Origin of the sequence: Actinobaculum massiliense, assembly GCF_001457435.1 — a bacterium.
Taxonomy (GTDB): Bacteria; Actinomycetota; Actinomycetes; order Actinomycetales; family Actinomycetaceae; genus Actinobaculum; species Actinobaculum massiliense.
The window spans coordinates 237645-257864 of the sequence record NZ_LN881716.1; the positions used below are offsets into that span (position 1 = coordinate 237645).

Genomic DNA, 20220 nt, shown 5'->3' on the forward strand with positions numbered 1-20220 from the left:
TTTTCCAGAGAGCGGCGGGTGGCGCTAAGCCTTTAATCAGCTCAACTGAATGTAGGCTTCGAGATCTTCAACCGTATCGTCGGGGCGGATGAGGCCGAGTTTGGCGGCCACGGCGCCGAGATTGAGCTCCCATCCCCAACCAGATGAACGCGGAACGAACAGTCGCGGACTTTCCGGGTCGAATACTCTGAGCCGCGCTTCTTTGCTCATACATCGTGGTTTAGCCATGATTTTCCCCTTTCGTTTCACCCAGGATGCCGGCCAGAGCCCGGTTGATTGCCCGCCATTCGCGGGTGAGTTTGTGCAAATATTCCTCGCCGTCGGCTGAGATTTTGTAGATCTTCCGCGGCGGACCGACCGGGGATTCCTCCCAATGAGCGATAACCATTCCGGTCTGCCGCAATCGGCGCAAAAGCGGGTAAAGGGTGCCAGAGCCAATGTCGAGGCCTGCATATTGGCCTAACTCAGCCAGCAACGCACCCCGTAGGTCGCCTCGCGTCGCAAAACTCCAGCCCCCGCCCAGGGAAAAGCCTGCGCCCAGCCGCGGGAAAAAACTCAAGCCCCCACTCAAACGGGAAAACGGCGGGCCCGCATCTGGTGCGAACCCGCCGTTTTTTGAGTTTTCTTATCGCGCGCCTAGCGGCGTTACTTGCTGAGGATAGCGAGCATCTGCGCGGCCGCATCCGCGAGCGGCACGATCTTGCGCTCATCGGTGGCGCGGTTACGAAGTTCAACGTTGCCGTCCTGCAGTGCCTTTCCCACCACGATTCCGTAGGGCATACCCAAAAGCTCGAAGTCCTTGAACTTCACGCCCGCGGAGACCTTGCGGCGATCGTCGAAGATCACCTCAACGCCGGCGGCGTCCAGTTCCTCCGAGAGCTTTTCTGCCGCCGCGAAGATTTCCTCATCCTTGCCGGTCGCAAGCACGTGGACCTGCGCGGGAGCAACCTCAACCGGCCACACCAGGCCCTTTTCGTCGTGGTACTCCTCCGCTAGGGAGGCCATAACACGCGAAACACCAATGCCGTAGCTTCCCATGGTGACCACGCGGGTCTTGCCGTTTTCATCCAACACCGTCAGGTCCAGCGCCTTGGCGTACTTGCGGCCCAACTGGAAGATATGCCCGATTTCGATTCCGCGCGCAATTTGCAACGGGCCAGAACCGTCCGGTGCCTCGTCGCCCTCGCGCACCTCGGCGGCCTCAATCCGCTCGTCGGCCTCAAAGTCGCGGCCGTACACCAGGTTGAATACATGCTTTTCCGGCTCGTTTCCACCCGCGATCCAGCGGCTACCGCGAGCAACGTGCGCATCGAGGAAGAAACGCAGGGGAAGATCTTCGTCCTCCGCCAGGCCTTCGCGGCGCGCGGACTGCGGGCCAATCACCTGCGGGCCGGTGTAGCCAGCAACCAGCTCGGGGAACTTTTCGAAGTCCTCGGGTCCGGCCATCTCCACCTCGGCGGGTGAAAGCGCCGCCTCGACGCGCTTCTCATCAACTTCCCGATCGCCCGGCACACCAATAATGGCCAGCTCGGTCTTCCCATCCGGGTGGGTTAGTTTCACGACGACGACCTTGAGCGTATCGGAGGCCTGCCAGGGGCGATCCTCACGCGGGTGAACCCTATTGGCCACCTCCACCAGGTCCGCAATGGTCTTCGCATTGGGGGTTTCCACCAGCTCCGGAGCCGGAACACCGGCGTAATCCTGTTCGGCCGGCTCTACCGTGGTCACCGCTTCGGTATTTGCGGCGTAGCCGCCCGCCGAGCGTACAAACGTATCCTCGCCCACCGGCGTCGGGTAAAGGAATTCTTCGGACTTCGAACCACCCATCGGGCCGGACATGGCCGACACAATCGCGAACGGAAGGCCAAGGCGAGTGAACACCTTCTGGTACGCCTCGCGCATCACCTTGTAGGAGGCATCCAGGCCCGCCTCATCCATATCGAAGGAGTAGGCGTCCTTCATTACGAACTCGCGCGTGCGAATGAGGCCCGCGCGCGGACGTGCCTCGTCACGATACTTGGTCTGAATCTGGTAGAGCGTCAGCGGCAGATCCTTGTAGGAGCTGTAGAGATCCTTGACGAGAAGCGTGAACATTTCCTCGTGCGTGGGTGCCAGGAGGTAGTCATTTTGGCGCCGATCCTGCAGGCGGAAAAGCTGCGGACCGTATTCCTCCCAGCGGCCGGTCTGCTCGTAGGGCTCACGCGGCAAAAGCGCGGGGAAAAGCACTTCCTGCGCGCCGGCCGCATCCATTTCCTCGCGGACCACCCGTTCCACCTTGCGCAAGACCTTCAAGCCCAGCGGCAGCCAGGTGTAAATCCCCGGGGCCACGCGGCGCGCGTAGCTACCGCGGATAAGGAGCTTATGACTGGGCACCTCGGCGTCAGAAGGGTCTTCGCGGAGGGTACGGACAAACAAAGTCGACATTCTTAGCACGCGTATCAGTGTAGCCCGATTGCGCACTTCCCACGCGCCGCGGGGGCAAAGTTGTGGGGTGACGATCCTCCCGGCGCTGCTGCAAACCCTCCCGGCGCCGCCGCGTTCTCTTCCGCCGCTCGCGCAACAGCAACCTGCGCCGGCGCGCTGCGAGCGACTACAGCAGAATCGTGGCCCAGTCCTCGCGCCGCGTGAAGCCCACCGTTTCATAGAGGCGTACGGCGTGAACGTTGTAGTCGTTGACGTACAGCGAGACCGTGGGAGCGATGTATTTCAGTACAAATTCAACGACGGCGGCCATCGCGTGCGTACCGATCCCCTGCCCGCGCCAGTGCGGATCCACCCAGACTCCCTGAATCTGCGCGACGCCGCCGGCCAGAGCGCCGACGTCGGCCTTGAAAACTACCTTTTCTTGGCCGCTCTCATCGCATTCGGTGCGCACGAAAGTAAGCCCACGGTCGATCAGAACCCCCACGTGGTAAGCGTAGGAATTCCCATAAATCATAGGGTTGTAGCCAACTTCTTCGGTAAACATTGCCACCGACGCCGGTAGCACCAGCGGCGCTTCCTCGGACAGCGCGGGGCGCACCGCCGAGTCCGGTTTCACCCGAGACTTCTCCGTCATCACCATGGAGTACTGGCACTCGCGCACGTCCCTGGCCGGGCCCCACGACTTTTCTAAGCGCCGCCACAGCCCGAGCACCTGATCAGCCGGGCCAACCAACGACGTCGCAATCCGGCGTCGGGAAAGCAAACTCGCCGCCAGCTCGTCTAAACCGTCCTCGGAAAAGCCGAGGGGAATCACATTTCCACCGTCCCAGGCAACCGCGAGAATTTCCCCCGAATCACCGCATTGGGCGAGGAGCGACGCGGACCTGGAAGACATTCGCTCCACGTTCACCCGCGCGATAACGGAGTTGACGGGATCGCGGGCGAAGAATTCGTATACCTTGTCCTTCTCCAGGGTGCGGAGGTTGCGCAGGGTAGCGATTGAGCGGCCGGGCCAGCGTAAAGGACTCATAGTACCTCTCCCACTAGCCTGCGCCGTTGCCGGCTCACTTCCATTGTCACCCGGCCCAGTATGGCACGCCTTACCGCCCGGGTTCAGCATGCGCCAGAGTTTGAGACTTCGTATCGTGATTACTCCACCGAGGTCAGCACCGTCACCGCGCGCTCAATAAAAACGTCGACCACGCTTTCGTCATAGGCGGCGGAATTCTTCGCCTCCGGGAAAAGGGCTTGGCGCAAATCCTGAGAGGTCAGTTCGGCTTCACCGTCGAAATAGCGGGCGAGCCTTCCCATCAGGGCATCGACTTCCTGCTTGCGGTAGCCCCACCCATCGGCATCCGCAAAACGCTCCCCGCGCGGACGCAAAAGACGCGGATAAAGAGACTTCGCGGCTTCGTAGGCGCGCAAAAGCCAGGCTTGTTCGCCCTCTTCGGCGATTACATTCGCGCGGTGGAGGTGGATAAAGGCCGCTTCCAAGCGGTCGAGCGCGGCGTCGACGGCGACGGTGTCGTAACCGCGGCGGGTGCGGGTAAAACCAATTGAGCGCACGTCGTTTTCATCGATTGTGCCGTCTTCGTTCGAGTAGGCTTCCCGGGACTTTTCGAGGAATGAATCGACCTCGTCCACGTCATATCCGTGGCTGAAGGGACCCACTCGCTTGAACGTATCCTTCCCCATTGGTACCTGTCCTCCTCTGTGCCGCCGCGGCCTGGACTATCTGGCCCGGTTTCTTGCGCGAGTTTATAGTATCCCGTTCGCGGCCACCACGATGAGATAACAAAACGGTGCCCACATGAGAATTGAGTCGAGCCGGTCCATCATTCCGCCGTGGCCGGGGAAGATCGCGCCCATGTCTTTCACTCCCAAGTCGCGCTTGAGCAATGACTCGGAAAGATCCCCGAGGGTGCAGCATACGACGGCGGCTAGCGCGGTGGCGGCGGCAACCCACCAGGGGTGATGGAGAATTGCGGTAACCAGGACGAGGGCAACCACGAGCGCTAGGAGCAAGGATCCGGCGAACCCTTCCCACGATTTCTTCGGCGAAATCTTCGGGGCCATGGGGTGCTTGCCGAAAAGAATCCCGGCCAGCCAGCCACCGGTGTCATTGGCCACCGGCATCAAGATAAGCAGGGCAATATGGGCTTGTGCTTGCTCCGTTCCCGCCAGCGCGACGGCGAAGGTTCCGAGCAATACGATCCAGGCCAAGGCAAACGCCCCGGCGGAAGTTTCCACCAGTAGCTGCTCGGGCTGCAGTGGGCCCGACGGTCTACCCCCGCGCCTACGCCACTGCGTCACGCGATGCAGGCTGAGTGGCTCCCGGCAAACGATCCATAGGAACTGCACCAGGAGCGTCACGGCGTAAGCCGCGATCCCCGCCAGCAATCCGCGCCACCAGGTGGCCGCAACCATCGCGGCCACGCCCAGAGCCAGAGGCGTGAGGGCAATGCGAATTCCTCGGTTGAGGAAGGCGCCCGCCACTTCCCACACGGCAATGCACAGCGCGATGACCACCAGGCCAACGAAAATTTCCATGCGGAACGCAACCGAAAGCGCCACCAGCACCAAAAGCGCCAAGGCGGTGGGAACAGCCAGTTTCAAATTGCGCCCCGCGCGCGAGGCCGAGGGCTTAGGCGGTGCGGGCGGATGCGGCGTAAGGTATTGCGCCAACCGCTGACGGCGCGATTGACACCTCCCCCGCGCGTCACTCGCGCCCGCCGGTGCATCCGCGGGAGTTTCTGACGATATATGCATGGGCTTTGGCGTAACGCTTTCGGATCCAGGAATTCTGCTTGCAGGTGGTGCTGGCGAGATGTGCTCGCCGGGCACTTACACCTCCATCAGGTCCTTTTCCTTGGCTTGGAGAAGGTTGTCGATATCCGTCACGAACTTCTTCGTGAGCGTTTCTACCTGCTCTTCAGCGCGGCGCACCTCGTCTTCACCGGCGTCGCCGTCCTTTTGCATCTTCTCCAGCGAATCCATAGCCTTGCGACGAACTCCACGCAGGGAAACGCGACCCTCCTCCGCGCGCGCACGGGCGAGCTTCACGTATTCCTGGCGCCGCTCCTGGGTAAGAGCGGGGAGGTTAATGCGCAAAACGTTGCCATCATCGGACGGATTAACGCCCAAATCTGATTCCCGCAGAGCCTTATCAATATTGGCCTTGGCGCTCGGATCGAAGGGCGTAATCATCACCGTGCGCGGCTCGGGGATCACAATGGTGGCCAGCTGCTGGAGCGGGGTGGGAGTGCCGTAATAGTCGACCAAGATGGGGTTGAAAAGCCCCGCAGAGGCGCGGCCGGAGCGAATGTGCCCGAACTCTTCGCGCGTGAAATCAATGGTCTTCTGCATATTTTCTTCCGCTTCGCGGAGCGTCTCCTGAATCATTTTCCCCTCACGTGTCTGTTTTCTGAACTACGTCTCTATGAACTGCGTCTTTTTGAACTGCGTCTGGATATCGGCCTCAAGACGAGGTTACTTATCCGCTGTTACCAGAGTACCGATGTTCTCCCCCAGAAGTGCTGAAGTGACGTTGCGCGAAATGCTCATCCCGAAAACTCGGATCGGCAAATCATTGTCGCGGCACAGCGAGAATGCCGCCGCATCCGCCACCCGCAAGTCCCGCTGAATAACTTCCGAATACGTGAGCGTATCCAGCTTGACGGCATCCGGGTTCAACTTCGGATCGGCGCTATAGACGCCGTCGACCCCGTTCTTCCCCATCAGGAGCTCATCGCAACGAAGCTCCAGGGCGCGCTGGGCGGAAACGGTGTCGGTGGAGAAGTAGGGCATCCCGGCGCCGGCGCCGAAAATCACCACGCGCCCCTTTTGCAGGTGGCGAATGGCACGCAACGGGATGTACGGTTCGGCAATCTGCGTCATTTGAATCGCGGTCTGGACGCGGCAGGGGGTGCCGGCGCGCTCAATAAAGTCCTGCAAGGCAATTGCGTTCATCACGGTGCCAAGCATTCCCATATAGTCGGCGCGGGCCCGATCCATACCGCCCTGCTGGAGTTCGGCGCCGCGGAAGAAGTTTCCGCCGCCCACCACAATGGCCACCTCAATGCCGCTATTAACGGCGTCGGTGATCTCTGAGGCCACCCGGCTCAGGACGTCGGTGTCAAGGCCGACCTCCCCTCCTCCAAAGGTTTCGCCGGAAAGTTTGAGCAGAACCCTTCGTACGCCGTCTTGTGCGGCGGGGCGCCCCAAAATCGTCATGACCACTCCTCGCTGTTTGTTCCCGCCGGAGGCCCACCCTTGGCGCCCGCCGCGAGATTCTCGTTGAAACCGACCATCGTTTACCCTACCAGCGCGCGGCGCGGGAGCGAAAAACTTCCCGGACGTGAGAGACTGGAGCACATGCGAGCAATCATGACTGTTACCGGCCGGGACCGTACCGGCATCGTCGCCACCGTCGCGACCAAACTTGCCGAGCACCACGCAAATATCGCGAATATTTCACAAACTATCATGTCTGATTACTTCACCATGATCGTGGAGATCGTTTTGCCCGCCGAGCTGGATATCGCCGATTTGCAGGGCGATATGCGCAAGCTCGGAGAGCGTGAAGCGCTTGAGATCCACGTTCAGTCCGAGGCAATTTTCGACGCCATGCACAGGTTGTGAGCACTTCATGAATACCGAATCTGACATTCTTGAAACACTTTCCATGATCCACACGGATCGCCTCGATATCCGCACCGTCACGATGGGGATATCACTTCTCGATTGCGCCGATTCCGACGGCGAAAAGGCGCGTGCCCGGGCGCGCGAAAAAATCGTTAACCGCGCCAAGAACCTGGTAACGACGTGCGAGAAAATCGAGGGCGAGCTCGGCATCCCGATTGTCAACAAGCGCATTTCGGTGACGCCAATTGCGCTGGTGGCCGCCGCCTCGCGGGAGACGGACCTCGTTCCGTGGGCGCGCATGCTCGACGACGCCGCCCAGACCGTCGGCGTGAACTTCATCGGCGGATTTTCGGCCTTGGTGGAAAAGGGGCAAACCCGTGCCGACACGGCGCTAATGGATTGCCTACCCGAAGCCCTCAACACCACCGAGGTGGTTTGCGGCTCCGTGAATGTGGGATCTTCACGCGCCGGCATCAATATGGACGCGGTGGCGCGCATGGGCCAGATTGTAAAAGCAACCGCGAGCGCCCAGCCAGGCGGAATCGGCGCCGCCAAACTGGTGGTTTTCGCCAACTCCGTGGGCGATAACCCGTTTATGGCGGGTGCCTTCCACGGGCCTGAAATGCCGGACGCCGTGGTATCGGTTGGGGTTTCCGGCCCCGGTGTTGTTACTCGCGCGATTCAAACCGCTGGCGAGGTGAGCTTCTCGGAGCTGGCGGAAGTCATCAAAAAGGCGGCATTTAAGATCACCCGCGCCGGCGAGTTGGTGGGGCGCCTGGCTGCCGAGCGGCTCGGCGTTCCCTTTGGTATCGTCGATCTTTCCCTGGCGCCGACGGCGGACGTCGGCGATTCGGTTGCCCGCGCTCTGGAGGCAACCGGCCTGGAGAAAGTCGGAGCTCATGGCACCACGGCCGCGCTAGCTCTGCTCAATGACGCGGTGAAGAAAGGCGGACTCATGGCCTGCTCGCGCGTGGGCGGGCTTTCTGGATCATTCATCCCCGTCTCCGAGGACGAGGGAATGATTGAAGCCGCCGCCTGCGGAGCGATTTCCCTCGCCAAACTCGAAGCCATGACGGCAATTTGCTCGGTGGGACTGGATATGATCGCGATCCCGGGCGATACCCCCGCCTCGTCCATCGCCGGCATGATCGCCGATGAAGCCGCCATTGGCGTTATGAATTCCAAGACCACCGCCGTGCGCGTGATTCCCGCCCCGGGAACAAAGGTGGGCGACACGGTGGAATTTGGCGGCCTTCTGGGCTCGGCGCCGGTACTCCCGGTTTCGCCGTATTCCTCGGCTGGTTTTGCGGCTCGGGGCGGGCTCATCCCCGCACCCGTGCACCAGTTCAAGAACTAGCTACGCTCAACGCCTAGCGCGCGGCCGTCGAGTTGCGGCCGCGCGTTGCGGCGCTATCTAGTGCGCCGCGGCTGCGGCGCACTCGGCGTCGCGAACGTAGGCGATATAGAAGTAGCTGGCGACGAAAATTGCCCCGCCAATTGCGTTTCCAATGAGGACGGGGACCCAGTTGCCCAACACAATCGACTGCAGATTAAAGCTCTCGAAATCGGCGTACTGGACGGCGGCGTCCGCTACCGCCGTCGAGCTCCAGAAAGCATCGCCGCCGCCAACCTTCACTAGGTAGCCGAGCGGGAGCAGGAACATATTGGCAATCGAGTGCTCGAAACCGGTGGAGACGAAAAGGGCGATGAGGCCGAGGCATCCAAAGAATTTATCGGTGGTCGAGCGGCCCGACTGCGCCATATAAACGCCCAGGCACACCGCAATATTTGCGAGAACGCCCAAGAGCAGAGCCTGGATGAAAGTATGGTCCGTCTTGTGCGCGGCGGTCTGCAGGGCAACCAGTCCCCACTCGCCACCGTTCGCCATGTACTGCCCGGAGGCGAAGACCAGGAAGGCGAGGGTCAGCGCTCCCACCAGGTTGCCGGTGATCGACGTCGCCCAGTGCCGCGCCCAGCGACCAACGGTGATTCGCCGCGAATACAGCGGCATTACGGTCATGGTGGTGGACGTGAAAAGATCAGCTCCGGTGACGATCACGAGGAACAGGCCCACGGTGAAGACGATTCCGCCAAGTACCTTTGCCGGGCCTACCGGGGCATCGGCCAGCCCCTGTTGGCTGGTGATGTAGAAAATATAGCCGATGCCAATGAAGAATCCGCCCGCGAGGGCAAGCCAAAGCGCCTTGGCGGGGCTCTTCTGCGTCTTTTTGTAAGCCGCATTCGCGTTTTCGACGGCGAGATCGGCAGCTGCTGGAATTACCGGTTGAAGATCGGCCACGGGCCCTCCTGGGGTCGCTAAATTATTAGGGAATCAGCGCTAACCCTATCGGTCCCGTGGCCAAACTTATGCAATTGTGAGATTACTTTTGCCGCGCGCCGCGTTTACTCGACGCGGCGACTGGGTAGTTGTTGAAGCTTGGCGCCCGCGCACCTGCTAGGGCAGAGCGCTTCCGCGTCTGCTGTAGCGGGGCGCTACTTGTTGCTCCGTCCCGCAAACCAACCGGCCAGCAGGAGCACCACAATGGCGCCAATAATCGCCCAAATCATGGTGACGACGGCAAACGGCTGATGCATAACCGCACTAAATCCGCGACCGTTGAGGAACGAGCTAATCAGCCCACCCACCACGGCGCCGACAACGCCGAGCACAATAGTGGCGATGACGCCCATATTCCGCCCCACCAGGACGCGAGCAATCATGCCCGCCACGAGTCCAACAATGATCCAGCTCAAAATCGTCAGCATGGTTCCTCCTTAGGTTCCGTATTCGGCCGGCGTTCTGCGCGCCGAAAACGATGCAACAAGAACCATGTTATCGGAAGCATTTTTATAATGTTGAACAATAAAGACAACGGTTTTATCGGGCCCACCTGCGGCTAACGTTGCATCCCTAGGCGAAGGCAATCGGGGCCCCCGCGCCACCCTCGCGCGCCCCGGCAAAAGAAAAAAGCCGCGAGGAGGCAAACCTCCCCGCGGCCTTATCGTTTCAAACCGCGGCCGGAGCCTTCATTAGGCGCCCGGTGCGATTGCGATGCTTTGCGCTGTTACTCCGCGCTAGCGGATTCGCCCACGCGCACGCGCCTGAAGCCGGTCACCGTGCCACCGTTCTCCTTGAGAACTTCCTTCACGGCCTTCTTCGGCTCACGAGCCCAGCCCTGCTCCAGGAGCACGACCTGCTTGTAGAAACCGTGCATACGACCCTCAACGATCTTCGGAACAGCCTTCTCCGGCTTGCCCTCGGCGATCGTGGTTTCGGTGGCGATGCGCTTCTCGGTCTCCACCACCTCGGCCGGAACGTCCTCAATGGAGAGGTACTTTGGCGTCATCGCGGCAATGTGAACGGCAACGTCGTGCGCCACGTCCTTGCCGGCTTCGTCGGTGGCGACCAGCACACCCACCTGCGGCGGAAGCGCCGGGTCGGTGCGGTGCATGTAGGCCTCGACAACGTGACCGTCGAGGATCTCGAGGTTGGAAACAACGAGCTTCTCGCCAATAACGGCGATTTCTTCCGTTACGCGATCGGCAACGGTGCCATCTCCCAGCTTGGCGGCCAGGAGCTCTTCGACCGTCTGCGCCTCGGAGTCGATCGCCGCGGCGAGGACCTCTTCGGCCATATTGATGAAGCGCTCGGTCTTAGCAACGAAGTCCGTCTCGGAGTTGACCTCAACGAGGATTCCGCGCTGACCATTCTCGGTGTCGAGAACCTTGGGAATCACGAGCCCGTTGGCCGCCGTGCGACCTTCGCGCTTAGCGGCAGCCTTCGCACCGTGAATGCGCAGGATCTCCTCAGCCTTGGCAGCATCGCCATCGGCCTCGTCGAGAGCCTTCTTCACGTCCATCATTCCGGCACCCGTCTTGTCACGGAGCGCCTTGACATCGGCGGCTGTGTAGTTAGCCATTTTTCTCCTCAGTCTTATTTTGTGGTTGACGTTTTAACTCAGCGGTTTCAGCTTACTCGGCAGGCGTCTCGGCTTCAGCCGATTCAGCCTTCTCCTCGGCCGGAGCTTCCTCAGCAGGGACCTCTTCAGCGGGAGCCTCCGCAACCGGCGCCTCGGTAGCCGGGGCTTCCTCGGCCTCCTTACCGGCGGCCAGCACTTCGCGCTCCCACTCGGGCATCGCTTCGTCGTTCTTGCCGCCCGAGCGAGCCAGCAGGCCTTCCGCCACGGCGTCGCCGATAATGCGGGTCAGCAGCTGAACGGCGCCAATGGCGTCGTCGTTGCCGGGGATCGGGTAGGTAACCTCGTCGGGATCACAGTTCGTGTCGAGAATCGCCACCACCGGGATGTTGAGCTTGTTGGCTTCGGCGACGGCGAGGTGCTCCTTGTTGGTGTCCACGATCCAGATCGCGGACGGAAGCTTCGTCATATCGCGCAGACCGCCGAGGGTCTTCTCCAGCTTGTCCTTCTCACGCGAAAGCATGAGGAGTTCCTTCTTGGTCAGGCCGGTTCCCGCGGTGTCCTGCAGATCCATCTGCTCCAGCTCCTTCAGGCGCTGGATACGCTTGGAAACGGTCTGGAAGTTGGTAAGCATGCCGCCCAGCCAACGCTCATTCACGTAAGGCATGCCGGTACGCTCGGCCTGCTCACGGATAGCTTCCTGAGCCTGCTTCTTGGTACCAACAAAAAGAATGTTTCCGCCGTGCGCAACGGTTTCCTTGATGAAATCGTAAGTCTTGTCGATATCGGAAAGCGTCTTGCGCAGGTCAATGATGTAAATCGAGTTACGATCCGTGAGGATGTAACGCTTCATCTTCGGGTTCCAACGACGGGTCTGGTGTCCGAAGTGAACGCCAGCTTCAAGCAGCTGGCTCATGGTAACGACGGCCATGTGGCGTCCTTTCTCAGGCGCGCGGTTTTGCGCGCAATCGGTTCTTGTGCGGCGGCGGGATTGCCGGCGCACCCTGGCACCTCCCGCGCACGGTTCCCTTGCGGGACCGATCCGCACGCGTTTTTTCGAGGCACGCGTATTTACAACTCTGCGAAATACAGAGTTACTTCAATATCGTACCCGAGACCCCCGGGTGCTGTTCAAGGGCTTCTTCCGCGTCGCCATGCGTTTTACGCCACTTACCCACGCCGCTTCGGTGTCCACAGTTCCGTTCGCGTTGTAGTTTTCCACAACGACGACGCCGCCGCTCTGTTCCGCCCACTCAATCCGCAAGTATGCGGCTATGAACGAATCAATTATTCGAACATTCAGTTTCTTACTCACCCCACTCTTGGCCGCGGGTCTGGCGGGTGTTTCCCCGGGCGCGAACTTCCCCGCGGCGGAAATAGCTTTTGCGCCGAGCGCGCGGGTAGGGGCCGGCGCCGCCTCATCCCCTCAGCTATTACCAATGGAACCCTCTCGCCGGGCCACGAAGTTCGTCTCGCCCAGCGGGGCCGATCCGGTTGTCACCGGCGAATACTATGCGCCTACACCCAATTGGCTTCCTGGTCATCGGGGCGTCGACCTGGAGTTTGCTGAAGGTGGCGAAGTGTATGCGGCGGGCGACGGCGTCGTCATCTACGCGGGCCTTCTGGTCGATCGAAACCTCGTCTCAATCGAGCACTCCGAAGGAATCCGCACCTCTTACGAGCCCGTCGATCCGGTGGTACGCCGCGGCGAGCATGTGCGCGCCGGGCAGCTTATCGGCTACGCGGAGGCGGGCCACACCGATAAACATTTCTGGGAATCCACTGTGGCAGTACATTTTGGCGCGCGTCGAGCCGGCAAATACATCGATCCGCTCTCGCTCCTGCGCCACCGCGAGATCCGGCTGTACTAACCGCGCTAGGCGCGCGGATGAGCCTGGTTGAACGCGGCCCGCAATCGCTCGGCGGAAACGTGGGTATAGCGCTGAGTGGTAGCCAAAGAGCTGTGGCCCAGTAGCTCTTGCACCGTGCGCAAATCTGAGCCCCCGGCCAGCAAATGCGTGGCGGCCGAATGGCGTAAATCGTGCGGGCTGATATCTGGCACACCGGCTTGCGCGGCGAGGCGGTGGACCACATCGCGTACCGAACGCTGATTGATCCGGCTCCCACGCGCGCCGAGGAAAAGCGCCGGGGTAGTTGCCGTAGATGTCCTTGCCGCTCCCTGCCCCGATTCGCACGCAGACGGCTTCTTAGCCAAGGCGCGCCGCACCCTCACATACTGGTCGAGGGCGCGTAACGCCGGCACCCCGTACGGCACCACCCGTTCTTTATCGCCTTTGCCGATAACCCGGAGCGTGCGGTCAGCCCCGAGTTGGTTCATATTGAGCGCGCACAGTTCGGCCACGCGAATACCGGTGGCGTAAAGCAATTCCAACATTGCCCAATCGCGCACGTGCACGGGGTCGCCGTCGCTGGCGCGCTCATGGGCATAGTCGAGCAACTGAGCCGCCTGATCCTCGGTCAAAACATGGGGTAGTTCGTTGGAAACGCGCGGCGCCTTTAGCCGCGCACCCGCATTCGTTCTCGTGTAGCCAGACCGGTAAAGCCAGGAGGTAAAACTCCTGATCGACGCCGACTGCCGCGCCAAAGATGCGACCGCATGAGGTGATTCTTCGGCCATCCACGCGCGCAGGTCGGCCAGCTCCAGGTTCTCAATCTCAAGCTCATCGCGCGGCCCGCTACCCGCTAGTACGGCCACGAACTCCAGCAATTCGCGGGCTTCACGCACATAGGCACGCACGGTATGCGGCGAAAAACCACGCCGAAGGGCAAGCTCGCGCTCATACTCTCCAATGATCTGGTCAATCGTGCCTGCCATGCCTCCACCCTAACCCACCCGCGCATGAGGCAAATATCCGCGCAACCGGGCAACGCCTGCCCGCTAAGCAAATACCCGCACGCTAGGCGAATGGTGCCGCCGAGCGCTTAGGCACGCTGGCTCGGTGGGGTCAGCCGCCATAAACCGCCCCCTTTCGACTCCGCGATTCCGAAAATTTCGAGCTTGCCAAGAGCTCGCAAAACATCTGGGAAAGGCAGGCCCGCTGTGCTTGAAATCCGCTCCGCGCTCACCGCTTTGCGTACCGGTAGTGCGTCGCGCACTCGGATCGTGCTGGCGTCACCGCTGAGCGGGTCCGTCACGGGTAGTTCCAGTTGGTCGTCATGGTCATGGGATGTGCCAGAGCGCGCATCGATACCCACAAGTTCTAGCAGGTCCTCCGCCGAGCGCACACAGACCGCGCCTTCTCGCAAAAGGCGCAAGCACCCTTGCGCCTGGGGCACCCGGACCGAATTAGGAATCACGCCCACCGGCCGGCCCTGGGTGAGCGCATGACGCGCGGTGGATATAGCTCCCGATCGATATGGAGCTTCAACCACCAGCACCGCCTGGGCCAAGCCGGAAATAATGCGATTCCGGGAAAGGAACCGGTGCCGTTGCGGAGCAGAACCCGGAGCGGCCTCAGAAACGAGCAATCCGCCCGCGCGTTCAATAGCGCGGAACATATCCATATTCCCGCGCGGATAATACCTGTCCGCGCCGCATGCAAAGACCACGACCGGCCGGCCTCCCGCGCCTAGTACCCCGCGATGAGCGGCGGTGTCGACGCCAAAAGCACCGCCCGAAATCACAGTCACGCCGGCCCGCGCGACTGCGTCACCCATTTCGGTCGCGAGCGCCAAACCGTAGGGGGTGGCGTCGCGCGAGCCCACAATCGCCACGCATTTCTCCTCCAGCAACCGTAAATCCCCGCGATACCACAAACCCAGAGGCGGAATTGACTGCAGGCTCTCGAAGGCGCCATCGCAAAGGCGCGGCGGGTAGCCCGGTCCGCCGCGATAGACGAAGCCAAGCCCCTCCCAAGCAGCTTTTCGATCGCGCTCAAAAGTGGCGTCACTTAGGCGCGGCTGCCAACGTTTCAGACCTTTTTCGATTACCTCCGGGACCGCGGAGGCCAGGGCCGGGTTGCGAACAAAATCTAGGGCGAGGGCAAATCCCATTTGCTTGGTGAGCAGGGCCGCCGCGTAATCTTCACCCTCCGCTATCCGGGTCCACGCCATGGCGGCATCGCGCTCGGCCCGCGTATCTTCTTCACACATTGCCTGCTCCCCTCATGCGCAGGGTGAAGGCCTCCGCGAAGTCCCCACTATCGGGTGGCCCACCGCTTCCTAGATCCGCAATCGAAAGCGCCACCCGCAGGATTTTGTCCACCGCGCGCATGCTTAGTTCACCGCGGGAGAGGAGGTCCGAAAAACGGCGGCTAATAAGATTCGGCATTTTGACGTTCTCGCGTATCCATTTACCCGGCGCATGGGCATTTGATTCCCACGCCAATCCGGCATAGCGGTGCCGTTGCTTCTCCTTCGCTACGCGCACTCTGGCCGCGATAGTTTCACTTGCTTCGTTAGGGCTTCGCCCACTGAGCTCGGCCCGGGTGGGGCGGCGTAAAACAATGTTGAGATCGAAACGGTCCAAGATTGGGCCGCCCAGGCGGCGCCAATAGTTTCTGCGCTGTTGCACCGAGCAACTACACCGCGCCGGATCGTCGAGGTAGTTTCCACATTTACAGGGATTGGCCGCGGCAATGAGTTGGAAGCGAGCCGGGAACGTCACCGCCCCGCTCGCACGCGCCAAGTGCACCTGGCCAGTTTCCATTGGCTGGCGTAGTGCCTGCAAAGCAGTACCGCTAAATTCGGGGATTTCATCGAGAAAAAGCACCCCGCGATGGGCACGAGAAACCGCTCCGGGGCGCGGCTTTCCCCCGCCTCCTACCAGCGCCACCGCCGATGCGGAATGGTGCGGGGCAGTGAAGGGCGGCGTCGGGTCGAGCCTCCCGGAAAACTCTCCTAACACGCTCTGGATCGCCGCCACCTCCACCGCCGCCGCCTCATCCAGGGGCGGGAGAATCCCGGGGATTCGTTCCGCGATCATGGTTTTCCCAATCCCCGGCGCTCCCGTCATCAAAAGGTGATGCGAGCCCGCCGCCGCAATTTCCACCGCACGAATGGCCTCCCGCTGGCCTAAGACCTCACGCATATCTCCCACTCGGCGCGCCCGCCCGGCCTGCTGAGTAACTCTGGGACGCGGCGGCACCGGGCAACTGTCAATTCCGAGCTCGGCAGCCACCTGGCTCAAATGCCACAGCTCAACTACCTCGATTCCCGCCAGCCGCGCCTCCTCGCCGCATTCTGCGGGAACAACGACCCGTTCGAACCCGGCCCGCTTCGCGGCTAGCACCGCGGGCAGAGTTCCCCGCACGGCCCGAACTCCGCCGTCGAGCCCCAACTCCCCTAAATAAACCGTGCGCCGGTCGAGCGTCTTCTCGTGAGCGGCGGCGAGAATTGCGACGGCGATGGGAAGGTCGAAACCCGTCCCGGCTTTCGGCAGGTCCGCGGGGGAAAGATTGACGGTGATGCGGCTCCGAGGGAACGGTATATCGCACGCCGCAAATCCGGCGCGCAGGCGCTCGCGCGACTCGCTTACGGCGGTATCCGCCAGTCCCACGATCGCGAGATTAGGAATCCCGCCCAGGGTGGCCACTTCTACCCTGATCACCGCTCCTTCCACCCCGTGGATCGCCACCGAATGGGATACTCGCACCCGCATTAGATGGACCTCACGTGGTAGATTTCCACGCCCTCGCCCACCACGAGTTCGACGGCGAGCAGGTCCACCCCGACCTCACTATAGCTACCGGGATTTTCCAGCAACCATTCATAAACAAGCGCGTGCAGCCGGTTGCGTTTTTGCGGCGTCACCGCTTCGAGGGCAGGAACCTGATTATTTCCGCGGCGAGTTTTGACTTCTACACCAACGAGCCGGCGCGCCTGCCCCTCAAGGCACACTAGATCGAGTTCGCCCGCGTGGCTGGGAGCGCGCCAGTTCCGGGCAAGAATCTCAAAGCCCGCCGAGCGCATATACAGCGCCCCGAGTTCCTCACCCCAACGCCCTAGTTCACGCGGGCTCGCCTCGCTTGATAGTGCCGGAATCTCTATATTTTTCCCCGGCGAAATACATTCAATGTTTGCATCGTCCATGGCGCCAGTCTGGAGGAAACCGGCGCCCGGCGGACGGGCGGAAGCGCGGGCTGTGGATGGGCACCTACACGAAGCGTTCTGTGGAACGCTTCGCTAGAGGTGGCTAGCGTGAAAGGCTAAGGGCAGCTAGCGCTTATTCTGACCGCTCCCACCGTAGCCGGGCTCTTGCGGACCGGAGCCACCCTCGAAATCGGGGCCCAAATCAAGTTCGCGGGTGATATCGGTTTTATTGAGTTCCTCGATATTGACGTCCTTGAAGGTCACCACGCGCACGCTCCGCACAAAGCGCGAGGCACGATACAAATCCCAGACCCAGGCGTCGCTAAGTGTCACCTCGAAGAAAACATCGCCGCCGCTGGAGGCGCGCACCTTAACATCCACATCATTGGCTAGATAAAAACGCCGCTCGGTTTCCACCACATACCGAAAGATTTTCGCCACGTCGCGGTATTCCCGGAAAAGTGCAAGCTCTAGTTCCGCTTCGTAACCGTCAATTTCGCTCATTTTTCAGTCCCTCCTACACCAGGCAAATGCCAGGACACACGGTGGTGGGGGCTCACCCCGAGCTGCGAAAGCGCGGCCGCGTGGCTGGCGCTTCCATACCCTTTATTCTTCGCCCAATCGTAGCCGGGATACATCCCGTCTAGCCGCTCCATTATGTGATCACGCTCAACCTTTGCCACCACACTCGCCGCGGCCACCACCGCGCACTGCGCATCGGCTTTCGTCTGCATGGTCACCGGCAGATCTGGAAGTACCGGTTCGACGTCGAAAATCGAAGCCGCGTTCCACCAGTTATGAGAACCGTCCAATAGCACCGCATCCGGGCGCAAACCCCGCGCCGCGAGCTTGGCCAAAGCATCCGCCGCCGCGCGCCGTAGCGCCCCGACAATGCCAAACTTATCCACCGCCGCGCAGCTCGCGCTCCCCACTTCCACAGCCAGTGGCCAGGCGCGCGCCTCCCGGTAGATTTCTTCGCGCCGCCGCGGCGAGAGCATTTTTGAGTCCCGCAGGCGGGCGGGGAAACTGTTCGACGTCGTCGCGTCAATCAACGCAATACCCACGCAAACCGGGCCGGCAATGGCGCCGCGCCCCACCTCATCAACGCCCGCGAGCACGCTCCCGCCGCGTTCTTGGGTTTGCGCCAGCAAAATGGTTTCAAGTTCTCGAGTAGGTGCTCCCGCCGGCGTGGCCGCTACCTTAGCCACCGGCCGCCGCCCCCTGCGGTTCGGCCACCTCGGCAAAAACATCGCTGTAGTCGGTGAGTTTGCCCGCCCGATCCCAGGGATGGAAAATAACGAACGCACGCCCCGCAACGTTGCCAACCGGCACAAACCCGTTTCCGGTCTCGCGTTGATGCCAGCGCGAATCCTTTGAATTCGAGCGGTTATCGCCCATCATCCACAGTTGGCCGCGCGGCACAATCACGTCGAATTCCTCCATCGACGGCGCCATTCCAGGATCGAGGTATCGCTCATCAATCGGAGTTCCGTTCACGGTGATCTTCCCCTGGTCGGTGCAACACTGAACGTGGTCGCCGCTTTTGCCAATGACGCGCTTAACTAGGAAATGTCCCGTGTCCGCGGGGAGGATTCCCACTCCCTGCAAAACGGTGCGCCCGATTTTGGCCACCGGGTTTTCATCGGTCTCCGCCGGAGTGAGCCAGCCGCCCGGGTCAACGAATACGACGACGTCGCCGCGACGGATCTCGTCTTCGGAGGTGATCAGGCGGTTGACGAAGAATTTATCGCCAGGCTCTAGCGTCGATTCCATTGATCGAGATGGGACGGAAAAAGCCTGGACGAGGAAAGTCTTGACCACTACCGAAATTAGGAGCACCGAGACAATAATGGCGACGATTTCAACCACGGTCCGCACCCACGGTTGACGCGGGGGCTCTGGCTCCTCGTCGAATTCATCATCGAAGCTGGCGGGCGAGGTCTTTGGCTGATAGCTTGGCGGCACGTTTACCGCCGATTCCGATAGCGAATTAGCTTTATCCACGGGCGGGTTAGCTCCCTTCGAATTGCGAAGATAGGGCGCATAGCGCTCCGAATAAAAACCTTCGTCTGCCTTTGCCAAATGGCCAGATAGCGTGCCAATGAGCGGATCGCCGGGAATCGCCGGCGCGGGCGAGGGCGAGGGCTTGGGAGCGAGCTCAGGCTCAGGAGCCGGCTCAGCCTGGGCCGCGGGCGCGAATTCCTGCGCCCGCTCAAGCTCAGGCACCTGCTCAAGCTCAGGCGCCCGCTTGCTCGCCACTACCCTTGCCGCCGCTTCTTCCGGGGACGCGGCATGCCGACTACGCGTCTTGCATCTGTACGCACGGGCTGGAGCTTCTACCTTGTTTTCCTCCGGCAATCGAAAGTCTTGTGAGCTGAGCCGAGGAATATCGAGGGGACGATCGAAGGTGACGTCACCTTCATCCGGCGTGACTCCGCGGTCTGCGGACTCGCCATGGCGCGGAAAAATCGAGCGGCGCGTTACCGCCCGGCTCTCCTCGGGAGGAGTGTTTTCCGCGTTCATTAAACCTCCATGCTGCTCGCGTTCGCAGGCTCCAAAACTCTATCGCAGAAAATGGGGCCCGCCGCATAAGCGGCGAGCCCCACAGTGTTTAAGTTCTATCGAATACTCCGCCTGAGCCAAGCCCTGGCAGAGTTTTCAAGCGACTTAGCGGTCTTCCATACGCTCGCGAATACGAGCCGACTTCCCGTGGCGATCGCGCAGGTAGTAGAGCTTCGCGCGGCGCACAATACCGCGGGAGAGCACTTCAATCGATTCGATCGACGGCGAGTGGACGGGGAACTTACGTTCCACACCAACACCGAAGGAAACCTTACGAACATCGAAAGTGGCGCGAATTCCGTCACCCTGGCGGGCGATGACAACGCCCTCGAACGCCTGGGTACGGGTGCGATTACCTTCGACGACCTTCACGTTCACGCGAACGGTATCACCGGCGCGAAACTCCGGGATGTCATCGCGGAGCTGCCCGGCATCAACAGCATCAAGGGTCTGCATGAATTTTCACCTTCCGCTACTGCACGCAGGTCAATAGCGATATTTACAACGTTTAGAACTCGCGTGCCGTGCCCCCTGCGGCGGGCTTGCACAGTACATGGTGCGAGAAGCAACCTAACCATTATGCCACACGCCCGCCCCTAGTCCACAGGCGAGAAGCGTCATA

The 20220-nt window shown here is 61.3% G+C and carries 23 protein-coding genes; 3 read left to right on the forward strand and 20 right to left on the reverse strand.

Annotated elements, in window-relative coordinates:
- Nucleotides 1–36 precede the first annotated feature (36 nt).
- The 8 genes from BN2664_RS09120 to pyrH form a co-directional block, all read right to left on the reverse strand.
- A complete protein-coding gene (locus tag BN2664_RS09120; protein ID WP_155856432.1) occupies nt 37–210 on the reverse strand; it encodes a DUF5808 domain-containing protein in 174 nt (57 codons plus the stop codon).
- 10 nt (nt 211–220) lie between these two features.
- Nucleotides 221–559, reverse strand: coding sequence for a PadR family transcriptional regulator (locus tag BN2664_RS01330; RefSeq protein ID WP_051014079.1), 339 nt, complete (start codon nt 557–559; stop codon nt 221–223).
- Nucleotides 560–645: 86 nt separating this feature from the next.
- Complete coding sequence (locus BN2664_RS01335) at nt 646–2424, reverse strand: proline--tRNA ligase (protein ID WP_007000423.1); 1779 nt, start codon at nt 2422–2424, stop codon at nt 646–648.
- 166 nt (nt 2425–2590) lie between these two features.
- A complete protein-coding gene (locus BN2664_RS01340) occupies nt 2591–3454 on the reverse strand; it encodes a GNAT family N-acetyltransferase (protein ID WP_007000424.1) in 864 nt (287 codons plus the stop codon).
- Nucleotides 3455–3573: 119 nt separating this feature from the next.
- Nucleotides 3574–4119 carry a DivIVA domain-containing protein gene (locus tag BN2664_RS01345; RefSeq protein ID WP_007000425.1) on the reverse strand — a complete coding sequence of 182 codons (546 nt, stop codon included), beginning with the start codon at nt 4117–4119 and terminating at the stop codon, nt 3574–3576.
- 63 nt (nt 4120–4182) lie between these two features.
- The gene (locus BN2664_RS01350) at nt 4183–5193 is read right to left on the reverse strand and encodes a phosphatidate cytidylyltransferase (RefSeq protein WP_155856433.1); all 1011 of its coding nucleotides are present in this window, start codon (nt 5191–5193) and stop codon (nt 4183–4185) included.
- Nucleotides 5194–5268: 75 nt separating this feature from the next.
- Nucleotides 5269–5826, reverse strand: coding sequence for a ribosome recycling factor (frr, locus tag BN2664_RS01355; protein WP_007000427.1), 558 nt, complete (start codon nt 5824–5826; stop codon nt 5269–5271).
- Between the two features lie 87 nt (nt 5827–5913).
- Nucleotides 5914–6657, reverse strand: a complete 744-nt coding sequence (gene pyrH / locus BN2664_RS01360) for a UMP kinase (protein WP_007000428.1) — start codon at nt 6655–6657, stop codon at nt 5914–5916.
- A gap of 141 nt (nt 6658–6798) precedes the next feature.
- On the opposite strand from pyrH, the gene BN2664_RS01365 reads away from it, so the two are divergent.
- Complete coding sequence (locus tag BN2664_RS01365) at nt 6799–7065, forward strand: ACT domain-containing protein (RefSeq protein WP_040316926.1); 267 nt, start codon at nt 6799–6801, stop codon at nt 7063–7065.
- Between the two features lie 7 nt (nt 7066–7072).
- Nucleotides 7073–8425, forward strand: a complete 1353-nt coding sequence (locus tag BN2664_RS01370; RefSeq protein WP_007000430.1) for a PFL family protein — start codon at nt 7073–7075, stop codon at nt 8423–8425.
- Nucleotides 8426–8482: 57 nt separating this feature from the next.
- Here the strand turns inward: BN2664_RS01370 and BN2664_RS01375 are convergent, their stop codons facing one another.
- From BN2664_RS01375 to rpsB, 4 genes are all read right to left on the reverse strand, one after another.
- Nucleotides 8483–9367, reverse strand: coding sequence for a formate/nitrite transporter family protein (locus BN2664_RS01375; protein WP_007000431.1), 885 nt, complete (start codon nt 9365–9367; stop codon nt 8483–8485).
- A gap of 194 nt (nt 9368–9561) precedes the next feature.
- Entirely contained in the window at nt 9562–9834 is a 273-nt protein-coding gene (locus BN2664_RS01380) for a GlsB/YeaQ/YmgE family stress response membrane protein (protein WP_007000432.1), read from the reverse strand.
- Between the two features lie 299 nt (nt 9835–10133).
- Nucleotides 10134–10988, reverse strand: a complete 855-nt coding sequence (gene tsf, locus BN2664_RS01385; protein ID WP_007000433.1) for a translation elongation factor Ts — start codon at nt 10986–10988, stop codon at nt 10134–10136.
- A 52-nt stretch (nt 10989–11040) separates the two neighbouring features.
- The gene (rpsB, locus tag BN2664_RS01390) at nt 11041–11916 is read right to left on the reverse strand and encodes a 30S ribosomal protein S2 (RefSeq protein WP_007000434.1); all 876 of its coding nucleotides are present in this window, start codon (nt 11914–11916) and stop codon (nt 11041–11043) included.
- Between the two features lie 343 nt (nt 11917–12259).
- Here rpsB and BN2664_RS01395 point away from each other — a divergent pair, with 343 nt between their 5' ends.
- Nucleotides 12260–12856, forward strand: coding sequence for a M23 family metallopeptidase (locus BN2664_RS01395; RefSeq protein ID WP_007000435.1), 597 nt, complete (start codon nt 12260–12262; stop codon nt 12854–12856).
- A 5-nt stretch (nt 12857–12861) separates the two neighbouring features.
- Here BN2664_RS01395 and BN2664_RS01400 read toward each other — a convergent pair whose 3' ends face one another.
- The 8 genes from BN2664_RS01400 to rplS all read right to left on the reverse strand — a co-directional run bounded on the left by BN2664_RS01400 (nt 12862) and on the right by rplS (nt 20054).
- Nucleotides 12862–13821, reverse strand: a complete 960-nt coding sequence (locus BN2664_RS01400) for a tyrosine recombinase XerC (RefSeq protein ID WP_007000436.1) — start codon at nt 13819–13821, stop codon at nt 12862–12864.
- A gap of 107 nt (nt 13822–13928) precedes the next feature.
- Nucleotides 13929–15098: a DNA-processing protein DprA gene (gene dprA / locus BN2664_RS01405; protein WP_007000437.1), complete on the reverse strand. Its 1170-nt coding sequence runs from the start codon at nt 15096–15098 to the stop codon at nt 13929–13931.
- Nucleotides 15091–16605 (reverse strand): YifB family Mg chelatase-like AAA ATPase, encoded by a 1515-nt coding sequence (locus tag BN2664_RS01410; RefSeq protein ID WP_007000438.1) that lies wholly within the window; start codon nt 16603–16605, stop codon nt 15091–15093. Before BN2664_RS01410 ends, dprA begins: the two co-directional genes overlap by 8 nt.
- Nucleotides 16605–17036 (reverse strand): YraN family protein, encoded by a 432-nt coding sequence (locus BN2664_RS01415; RefSeq protein ID WP_007000439.1) that lies wholly within the window; start codon nt 17034–17036, stop codon nt 16605–16607. Before BN2664_RS01415 ends, BN2664_RS01410 begins: the two co-directional genes overlap by 1 nt.
- Nucleotides 17037–17162: 126 nt before the next feature.
- Nucleotides 17163–17540, reverse strand: coding sequence for a DUF2469 domain-containing protein (locus BN2664_RS01420; RefSeq protein ID WP_007000440.1), 378 nt, complete (start codon nt 17538–17540; stop codon nt 17163–17165).
- Nucleotides 17537–18244 carry a ribonuclease HII gene (locus tag BN2664_RS01425; RefSeq protein WP_007000441.1) on the reverse strand — a complete coding sequence of 236 codons (708 nt, stop codon included), beginning with the start codon at nt 18242–18244 and terminating at the stop codon, nt 17537–17539. The genes BN2664_RS01420 and BN2664_RS01425 overlap by 4 nt, the downstream gene beginning before the upstream one ends.
- Complete coding sequence (gene lepB, locus BN2664_RS09240) at nt 18237–19559, reverse strand: signal peptidase I (protein ID WP_007000442.1); 1323 nt, start codon at nt 19557–19559, stop codon at nt 18237–18239. Before lepB ends, BN2664_RS01425 begins: the two co-directional genes overlap by 8 nt.
- A gap of 144 nt (nt 19560–19703) precedes the next feature.
- Complete coding sequence (gene rplS / locus BN2664_RS01435) at nt 19704–20054, reverse strand: 50S ribosomal protein L19 (protein WP_007000443.1); 351 nt, start codon at nt 20052–20054, stop codon at nt 19704–19706.
- Nucleotides 20055–20220 lie beyond the last annotated feature (166 nt).

Bases quoted from the DNA above. Each gene is read 5' to 3' on its own strand.
- BN2664_RS09120 (WP_155856432.1), bottom strand. From the start codon at position 210: ATGAGCAAAGAAGCGCGGCTCAGAGTATTCGACCCGGAAAGTCCGCGA.
- BN2664_RS01335 (WP_007000423.1), bottom strand. From the start codon at position 2,424: ATGTCGACTTTGTTTGTCCGTACCCTCCGCGAAGACCCTTCTGACGCC.
- BN2664_RS01340 (WP_007000424.1), bottom strand. From the start codon at position 3,454: ATGAGTCCTTTACGCTGGCCCGGCCGCTCAATCGCTACCCTGCGCAAC.
- BN2664_RS01345 (WP_007000425.1), bottom strand. From the start codon at position 4,119: ATGGGGAAGGATACGTTCAAGCGAGTGGGTCCCTTCAGCCACGGATAT.
- BN2664_RS01350 (WP_155856433.1), bottom strand. From the start codon at position 5,193: ATGCATATATCGTCAGAAACTCCCGCGGATGCACCGGCGGGCGCGAGT.
- frr (WP_007000427.1), bottom strand. From the start codon at position 5,826: ATGATTCAGGAGACGCTCCGCGAAGCGGAAGAAAATATGCAGAAGACC.
- pyrH (WP_007000428.1), bottom strand. From the start codon at position 6,657: ATGACGATTTTGGGGCGCCCCGCCGCACAAGACGGCGTACGAAGGGTT.
- BN2664_RS01365 (WP_040316926.1), top strand. From the start codon at position 6,799: ATGCGAGCAATCATGACTGTTACCGGCCGGGACCGTACCGGCATCGTC.
- BN2664_RS01370 (WP_007000430.1), top strand. From the start codon at position 7,073: ATGAATACCGAATCTGACATTCTTGAAACACTTTCCATGATCCACACG.
- BN2664_RS01380 (WP_007000432.1), bottom strand. From the start codon at position 9,834: ATGCTGACGATTTTGAGCTGGATCATTGTTGGACTCGTGGCGGGCATG.
- tsf (WP_007000433.1), bottom strand. From the start codon at position 10,988: ATGGCTAACTACACAGCCGCCGATGTCAAGGCGCTCCGTGACAAGACG.
- rpsB (WP_007000434.1), bottom strand. From the start codon at position 11,916: ATGGCCGTCGTTACCATGAGCCAGCTGCTTGAAGCTGGCGTTCACTTC.
- BN2664_RS01395 (WP_007000435.1), top strand. From the start codon at position 12,260: ATGAACGAATCAATTATTCGAACATTCAGTTTCTTACTCACCCCACTC.
- BN2664_RS01400 (WP_007000436.1), bottom strand. From the start codon at position 13,821: ATGGCAGGCACGATTGACCAGATCATTGGAGAGTATGAGCGCGAGCTT.
- dprA (WP_007000437.1), bottom strand. From the start codon at position 15,098: ATGTGTGAAGAAGATACGCGGGCCGAGCGCGATGCCGCCATGGCGTGG.
- BN2664_RS01410 (WP_007000438.1), bottom strand. From the start codon at position 16,605: ATGCGGGTGCGAGTATCCCATTCGGTGGCGATCCACGGGGTGGAAGGA.
- BN2664_RS01415 (WP_007000439.1), bottom strand. From the start codon at position 17,036: ATGGACGATGCAAACATTGAATGTATTTCGCCGGGGAAAAATATAGAG.
- BN2664_RS01420 (WP_007000440.1), bottom strand. From the start codon at position 17,540: ATGAGCGAAATTGACGGTTACGAAGCGGAACTAGAGCTTGCACTTTTC.
- lepB (WP_007000442.1), bottom strand. From the start codon at position 19,559: ATGAACGCGGAAAACACTCCTCCCGAGGAGAGCCGGGCGGTAACGCGC.
- rplS (WP_007000443.1), bottom strand. From the start codon at position 20,054: ATGCAGACCCTTGATGCTGTTGATGCCGGGCAGCTCCGCGATGACATC.